We start from the raw sequence: 7,288 nt of genomic DNA, 5'->3' as shown, positions 1-7,288 counted from the left end.
TAATTTATTTAATAAAATCCAAATTAAAAATCCTGTTTATGGTTTAAATAAAAAATAAACCCCGAATTATATCGAGGTTTGTCATTAATCTGAAGTGGCACTAGCCTTTTTTATTTCTTAGGCAATAAATTGTCTAAATAAGCTTTAGCATCTTGATCACCTTGCTCACTAGCTTTAGTAAACCAATAGACGGCGCGCTCTTGATCTTTATCAACGCCTTCGCCTTCTAGATATTTGATACCTAAATTATACTGAGCATCAACACTTCCTTGCTTTGCCGCTTTTAAATACCATTCAATGGCTCTTTTTTCATCTTTATCAACACCACCACCGACATCATACATTACACCAATATTATATTGCGCATCAGCATTGCCAGCTTCAGCAGCTTTAGTAAACCAATATGCAGCTTGTGTATTGTCTGGTTTAATACCTGTACCTGTTACATACATAATAGCTAAATTATACATAGCTGGTACGTGTCCATGTTCTGCCGCCTGTGCATAAAAATTGCTAGCAGCTATATAATCTTGAGTCAAACCTTCGCCATTTTCAGACATTAGCCCTAAATAGTATTGAGCTTCAGGAATATTATCTTTAGCGGCTTTACTAAACCAATCAGCGGCAGTCATTCGATCTCGTTTTACACCATCACCAAAAAAATATATCATGCCAAGATTCAGATAAGCATCATAAATACCTTCGTCACCAGCTTGTTTAAAATAGTCAATAGCAGTTAAGGTATTTTTTTCTATACCTTTCCCTTCTTGATACATTAAAGCCAAATTATATTTTGCCAAGGCATAATTTTGATCAGCTGCCAATTTAAAATATTTAACCGCTTCATTTAAATCTCGATGAGTGCCCAATCCACTTTGATACATAAATGCTAAGTTATTTTGCGCTTTGGCTAGTCCTTGTTCGGCGGCTTTTTTATACCAAAAAAAAGCACGAACATCACTTGCTTCAACACCTGCTCCTTGTTTATAGATACTTCCTAATGAGTACTGTGCTTCAGCGTTTCCTTTTTCTGCAGATAAACGTAAAGAAGGGAGCAATGAATCTAATTCTTGCAACTGTAATTGCGTGTTGTTTGGTTGCGCCTTATAATTTGTAGCTATTACACTATAAGAAATGGATAACAATAATACTAATAGAATTTGGATTTTTTTCATATTTGTTTAATTATAATGATATTAGTAATAATTATACATAATTGCAACAAAAGGGAATAGTTTTGTTTAATGTTTATCCTTTTGAAATTATGTTTTTATATCAAATTTTGTAATTTTTCCTCTAATTAACAATGCACTATAAACCAAGCTTTTCCCAAATCTCATCAATACGGTCGACGATTTTGGAATCTTTTTTAATTAATTTGCCCCATTCTCGATTAGTTTCGCCTGACCATTTATTAGTAGCATCTAGCCCCATTTTAGAACCTAAGCCTGAAATAGGCGAAGCAAAATCTAAATAGTCTATTGGAGTGTTATCAATAAATGTCGTATCTCGATGAGGATCCATACGAGTTGAAATAGCCCACATCACATCTTTCCAATCACGAGCATTAATATCATCATCACAAACAATTACAAATTTGGTATACATAAATTGCCGTAAATAAGACCAAACCCCCATCATAACCCGTTTAGCATGACCAGGGTATTGCTTTTTAATTGTAACAATCGCAATACGGTATGAACACCCTTCTGGCGGTAAATAAAAATCCACAATTTCAGGAAATTGTCTTTGTAAAATAGGAATAAATACTTCATTTAAAGCAAGCCCCATAACCGCAGGCTCATCTGGTGGCCTACCGGTATAAGTGGAATGATAAATCGCATCTTTACGGCGAGTTAAATGCGTCACGGTAAATACAGGGAATTGCTCGATTTCATTATAATAACCAGTGTGATCACCATATGGACCTTCTGATGCCAATTCATTAGGATCAATATAACCTTCAAGAACTATTTCTGCACTGGCTGGAACTTCTAAATCATTTGATAACGATTTAACTACTTCTGTTCGACTACCTCGTAATAACCCAGAAAAAGCATATTCGGATAACGTATCTGGCACAGGTGTCACTGCCCCTAAAATAGTTGCCGGATCAGCACCAATAGCAACACTAACAGGAAATCTTTCATTAGGATGAGCTTGTTGCCACTCAGCAAAATCAAGTGCACCGCCACGATGTGAAAGCCAACGCATAATTAACTTATTTTTTCCTAAACGTTGCAAACGATAAATGCCTAAATTTTGCCGATCTTTATAAGGACCTTTAGTTATCGTTAACCCCCAAGATAACAGTGGTGCCACATCATCAGGCCAGCAATGCATAATAGGTAAACGAGTTAAATCCACCTCATCATCTTTAAAAACCACCTCTTGGCAGGGCGCTGATGAACGGTGTTTAACTGGCATATTTAACACTTGTTTATATTTAGGTAATACATTAAAAAATTGTTTTATGCCTTTTGGAGGCTCTGGTTCACGCAAAAATGCCAATAACTCACCAATTTCACGCAAAGCTGAAGTATCTTCACGCCCCATTCCCATTGCAACACGTTTAGAGGTACCAAACAAATTGCATAAAACAGGCATATCATAACCAATTGGATTTTCGAATAATAAGGCAGGGCCTTCACGACGTAAAACACGATCAGCGATTTCAGTCATTTCAAGATAAGGATTAACAGGGAAAGTAATTCTTTTTAATTCACCTTGCTGCTCAAGATAATCTAAAAAATCTCTAAGATTTGAAAAATTCATTTATTATTACTCCCTGTTACTGATTGATTTTCAGCTAACTAGTCCAAAAATATCTTTTAATATTTACTCTTAACATCTCTTTGAATTTAACTAATCTTCATCAAAGTTTTCGCTATATATAGGTAGTTGCTTATTTTGATTACACTCAACAATTTTAGGCAACAAGGAATCAAATTGCTTTTGATCAAGATCAACAAAGCTATCTTGATCAACTTGATACAAAAGAAATTGCTCAGATTGATCATCAAACAAAAAAGAAGCTATCCAATCATTTCGATCATCGTTATTTTCATTAGCAAATATCTTAATGATACTGTTTTCTCGCTTTTCTGGTTGATTATGTAATTTATATTCAATTATCTTTTCAGCTATATTCGAATCGTACTCATCAAAAATAATATAATCATTTTGATTAGGTTGGCATTTTTTTACATTTACCTCAGCATGACTGGTTAAAACAAAACAACATAAACAAGACATAACAATCGCTGATAGACTCAATTTCATTTTCGGCCTCTCAATTAGATTTAATTAAATTATGAATTTTACCAATAGCTTCACTATTATTTGGTGATAAGGTAAGCTTGGCAGCGTCATGAATCGTTAGCCACTGATAAGCTAAATGTTCAGTAAGCATAGGCGTTATCTCATTAATAAGTGGCAAATAAAACCAATGTTCTTTATTTACCTTAACTTCTGGCGCATATTTATGTCTAAATTGTGGAAAGATTTCAAACTCAATAGAATGTTTTGCATCAATTAACTCAAGGTTTTGTTCAATAATATTAATGCCAGTTTCTTCGAAAACTTCACGAATCGCAGTTTGTTTTGGTAATTCATTAACTTCCATACTACCCGTTACTGATTGCCAAAAACAAGGATCATCTTGCCGTTGTAACATAAGGCAACGCCCTGTTGTCTGGCAGTATATTACTACCAGAACAGATTCAGGATTCTTAAATTTTTGCATCAAATATCACTACTTTTTACTGACTTCAATACCAAGTTCAGTTAATGCTGCCGCATTAGCTGGGCTTGGCGCATCAGTAAGTAAACAAGTTGCTGCGGTTGTTTTCGGGAATGCAATCACATCGCGAATATTATCAGTACCTGTTAGCAGCATTGTTAATCGATCTAAACCAAATGCTAATCCTGCATGAGGTGGTGTACCATATTTTAACGCATCAAGTAAAAAACCAAACTTTTCACGTTGTTCGTGTTCATTAATACCTAAAATAGAAAAAACAGCCTGTTGCATTTCGCTACGGTGAATACGAACCGAACCACCACCAACTTCATAACCATTAATCACCATATCATAAGCATTTGCAACTGCATTTTCAGGATTTTGGATAAGCTGTTCAGGTGTAAAGTCTTTCGGCGAAGTAAACGGATGATGCATAGCACTTAAACCTTCATCGGTTTCTTCAAACATAGGGAAATCGACAACCCAAAGCACAGCCCATTTACTTTCATCAGTCAAGCCCAAATCTTTACCCACTCTTAACCGCAACGCACCTAACGCATCACTAACAACCTTATAGCTATCGGCACCAAATAATAAAATATCGCCATCTTTTGCATTAGCACGATCAAGCAACGCTTCCATTTGCGACTCATTAAAGAATTTTGCAACAGGGCTTTGTACGCCTTCTAACCCTTTACTACGTTCGTTTACTTTAATCCACGCCATACCTTTAGCGCCATAAACAGAAATAAACTGAGTATATTCATCCAATTGTTTACGTGTTAATTGAGCGCCATTTGGAACACAAAGTAATGCTACACGTCCTTTTGGATCATTTGCTGGTGTTGAAAATACTTTAAAATCAACATCTTTAACTAAATCAGCCACATCAATAATTTCAAGCGGATTACGCAAATCAGGCTTATCACTACCATAACGGCGCATCGCCTCGGCAAAAGTCATAATAGGAAACTTACCTAAATCCACATTTTTAACATGTAACCAAAGTTCACGAATCATCTGTTCCATAATATCGCGCACTTGCTCGGCTGTCATAAATGACGTTTCGACATCAATTTGTGTAAATTCTGGTTGACGATCTGCTCGCAAATCTTCATCACGAAAACATTTTACAATTTGATAATAACGGTCAAAACCTGACATCATTAACAATTGTTTAAATAATTGAGGTGATTGTGGAAGCGCATAAAACTCACCTTTATGAATACGGCTTGGAACTAAATAATCTCGAGCTCCCTCAGGCGTTGCTTTGGTTAACATAGGGGTTTCGATATCCAAAAAGCCATGTTCGTTCATAAACGAACGAACAAACGCCGTAATTTTAGCTCGAGTTTTAAAAATAGCTGACATTTCAAGGCGACGTAAATCAATATAACGATATTTTAAACGCTGTTCTTCGCTATTATTTTGATTAAAATCAAGCGGTAAAACATCGCTACGATTAAATACCGTTAATTCTGTCGCCAATACTTCAACCTCGCCTGTGGCCATATCCTTATTGATTTGACCTTCAGGACGAGCTCTGACTTTACCTTTAATTTGGATACAAAATTCATTACGAAGTTCACCAGCAAGTTGATAGGCTTGTTGATAATCAGGATCGAAAAAAACTTGCACAATACCTTCACGATCACGCATATCAATAAAAATCATACCGCCTAAGTCTCGACGCTTATTGACCCAGCCACATAACGTAACTTCCTGATTAATATGACTTGCATTGAGTTGTCCGCAATAAATTGTTCTCATTAAAATACCCTGTAAACTATTAACAAAATGATAATTATTATAGAGCAATTTATCAGGGTATAAAGACCATGATTTAAAATAATTGTCATTTAATTTATTTATAGTTAGTTTTTGATAATAAATTTATTTTATGAAAGTTTTTATAAAATATAATTAAATTCAAAAAGATACTAATTACATCTTAATTTCATAAAAAAATAGCATCAGATTCCTCATTGAAAATGATGATGCGGCGTGTGATAATTATTGTTTAAATTAATTGATAATTAACCACGCCGTTTATTTCTATATTTGAAAGTGAATTACAGTTTACGGCTTTTTGGGAAATACGACGTCAACATTATTTAAATCTAGTTCGTATAAATCGATAGTATAAACCTCTAACTTTTCTAAACGAGTTTTATCTGATTCAGATGCTCTGTGTAGTCGAATTGCTCGATTAATGATTTCAATTTCTGTATTAGCTTCATTTAGTAAAGAGTCTCTAATAGTTACATTTTTTTGATTTTAAACTCTTGCATTTCTTCTTCATCTAATACCCATTTTTTGCCGTCCCATCTGCAAAATTCAAATGGTTCTAACAGTGTAAAACCATCTCCGAGATAAATTGTGGGTATTTTCCCTTCATTAGATGTAATGGGCTTTACTTTCAACTTCAATAATTCACCCGTTCGTACCACTGAAATTAACAACCAATTATGTTTTTTAGCTAATGACGTTTGTTCTATTCTTGAATATAAAAAACCACGCAGAGCAATAGAGTTACATTGCAAAGAAAAGGGTGTAACAAAACGGTACACCCTTACAAAAGGTGGTAATCAAGAAATGACTTATATTAGTGAGGCAAATTTATTTAGATTAATCATTAAAAGTAAACAAGAGAAAGCTGTTATTTTTGAAGAATGGGTCATGGAAGATTTATTATCAACAATCCGCAAGACTGGCAGTTACTCATTAACAATTAATAGTGAGCAACAACAAAATTGGCATTTGCTTTTAGGTGAGTACTGTCCGTATATAAAACCCGACCACTTATCAACCCTTTGGCAATGGCTTGCTCAACAATATTATCAAAAATCTGCTGATAAATTTCACTATCATTAAACCGACGGCGACGATTTTGGCTGAGTGCCTAGGCATCAATCACTTTTTCGGTTAAGCCCATTCCCAGAAACCAACGGTAAGCTAAATTGACCTGAATTTCCTGAACCAGACGACGCTCACTGGGGATACCAAAAAGATACCCCAATAGCATAATTTTAAACAGTCTGACCGGATCTTCTGCCGGACGACCGTTATTAGGCCAATAAAGTGGCGCTACCGCTTCTCGAATAAATTCAAAATCAATGACTTTAGCTATTTTACGAACAAGGCGATTTTGAGGGACAAGCGCATCTAACGAAATTTGCTCTATTTTTTCGGGTGTCGCTGGCGTTGGTTTTTTTAGCATAGAAGAATTCCTTTTAATAATGGACTCTTCTCTATTAGATCAAAGAACTCGCCAAAAAGCGAGTTCTTTGTCATCAATCTGAGCCCACTTTAGTGGGTTTTTTAATATCATTAAAATGACTGTACGCAAAGATCTTAAAGTGAACTTTAAGTTTGGAGCCTGTTTATTTCCATTCTGTATTCAATGAATTAAAACGGTTAGGAGAGTGGAACAAACCCAACCTTTTAGACAATATCAAGCAAATTAAAACAACCGAGCAAGAAATGACAACTTTACGACCGATCAAATTGATGCGGTACTTGTTGAATCGTCATTAAGTACCAATA

At 35.0% G+C, this 7,288-nt stretch carries 6 protein-coding genes and 2 pseudogenes; 1 reads left to right on the top strand and 7 read right to left on the bottom strand.

Translation table 11 applies throughout. The features are described 5' to 3' along the window. Window positions 1-110: 110 nt before the first annotated feature. The 6 genes from GQ590_RS08790 to GQ590_RS12920 all read right to left on the bottom strand — a co-directional run bounded on the left by GQ590_RS08790 (window position 111) and on the right by GQ590_RS12920 (window position 6,001). Window positions 111-1,175 (bottom strand): SEL1-like repeat protein, encoded by a 1,065-nt coding sequence (locus tag GQ590_RS08790; RefSeq protein WP_160408209.1) that lies wholly within the window; start codon window positions 1,173-1,175, stop codon window positions 111-113. A 136-nt stretch (window positions 1,176-1,311) separates the two neighbouring features. Further along, window positions 1,312-2,775: a 4-hydroxy-3-polyprenylbenzoate decarboxylase gene (gene ubiD, locus GQ590_RS08785; RefSeq protein WP_160408210.1), complete on the bottom strand. Its 1,464-nt coding sequence runs from the start codon at window positions 2,773-2,775 to the stop codon at window positions 1,312-1,314. A gap of 90 nt (window positions 2,776-2,865) precedes the next feature. After that, window positions 2,866-3,282 carry a hypothetical protein gene (locus GQ590_RS08780; RefSeq protein WP_160408213.1) on the bottom strand — a complete coding sequence of 139 codons (417 nt, stop codon included), beginning with the start codon at window positions 3,280-3,282 and terminating at the stop codon, window positions 2,866-2,868. Between the two features lie 10 nt (window positions 3,283-3,292). Beyond that, entirely contained in the window at window positions 3,293-3,745 is a 453-nt protein-coding gene (gene nudB / locus GQ590_RS08775; protein WP_065636959.1) for a dihydroneopterin triphosphate diphosphatase, read from the bottom strand. Between the two features lie 9 nt (window positions 3,746-3,754). After that, window positions 3,755-5,512, bottom strand: coding sequence for an aspartate--tRNA ligase (aspS, locus tag GQ590_RS08770; protein WP_160408215.1), 1,758 nt, complete (start codon window positions 5,510-5,512; stop codon window positions 3,755-3,757). Window positions 5,513-5,821: 309 nt separating this feature from the next. After that, window positions 5,822-6,001, bottom strand: coding sequence for a tail fiber assembly protein (locus GQ590_RS12920; RefSeq protein ID WP_160408272.1), 180 nt, complete (start codon window positions 5,999-6,001; stop codon window positions 5,822-5,824). 147 nt (window positions 6,002-6,148) lie between these two features. Here GQ590_RS12920 and GQ590_RS12480 point away from each other — a divergent pair. Then, a pseudogene (locus GQ590_RS12480) lies at window positions 6,149-6,424 on the top strand (Bro-N domain-containing protein); the annotation flags it as partial. 70 nt (window positions 6,425-6,494) lie between these two features. Here the strand turns inward: GQ590_RS12480 and GQ590_RS08755 are convergent. Next, a pseudogene (locus GQ590_RS08755) lies at window positions 6,495-6,962 on the bottom strand (transposase); the annotation flags it as partial. Window positions 6,963-7,288: the final 326 nt, after the last annotated feature.

It is taken from the genome of Gilliamella sp. Lep-s35, assembly GCF_009795845.1.
Classification (GTDB): Bacteria; Pseudomonadota; Gammaproteobacteria; order Enterobacterales; family Orbaceae; genus Gilliamella.
This window is presented reverse-complemented; position numbering and strand designations above follow the sequence as displayed.

Bases quoted from the DNA above. Each gene is read 5' to 3' on its own strand.
- ubiD (WP_160408210.1), bottom strand. From the start codon at position 2,775: ATGAATTTTTCAAATCTTAGAGATTTTTTAGATTATCTTGAGCAGCAA.
- GQ590_RS08790 (WP_160408209.1), bottom strand. From the start codon at position 1,175: ATGAAAAAAATCCAAATTCTATTAGTATTATTGTTATCCATTTCTTAT.
- nudB (WP_065636959.1), bottom strand. From the start codon at position 3,745: ATGCAAAAATTTAAGAATCCTGAATCTGTTCTGGTAGTAATATACTGC.
- GQ590_RS08780 (WP_160408213.1), bottom strand. From the start codon at position 3,282: ATGAAATTGAGTCTATCAGCGATTGTTATGTCTTGTTTATGTTGTTTT.
- aspS (WP_160408215.1), bottom strand. From the start codon at position 5,512: ATGAGAACAATTTATTGCGGACAACTCAATGCAAGTCATATTAATCAG.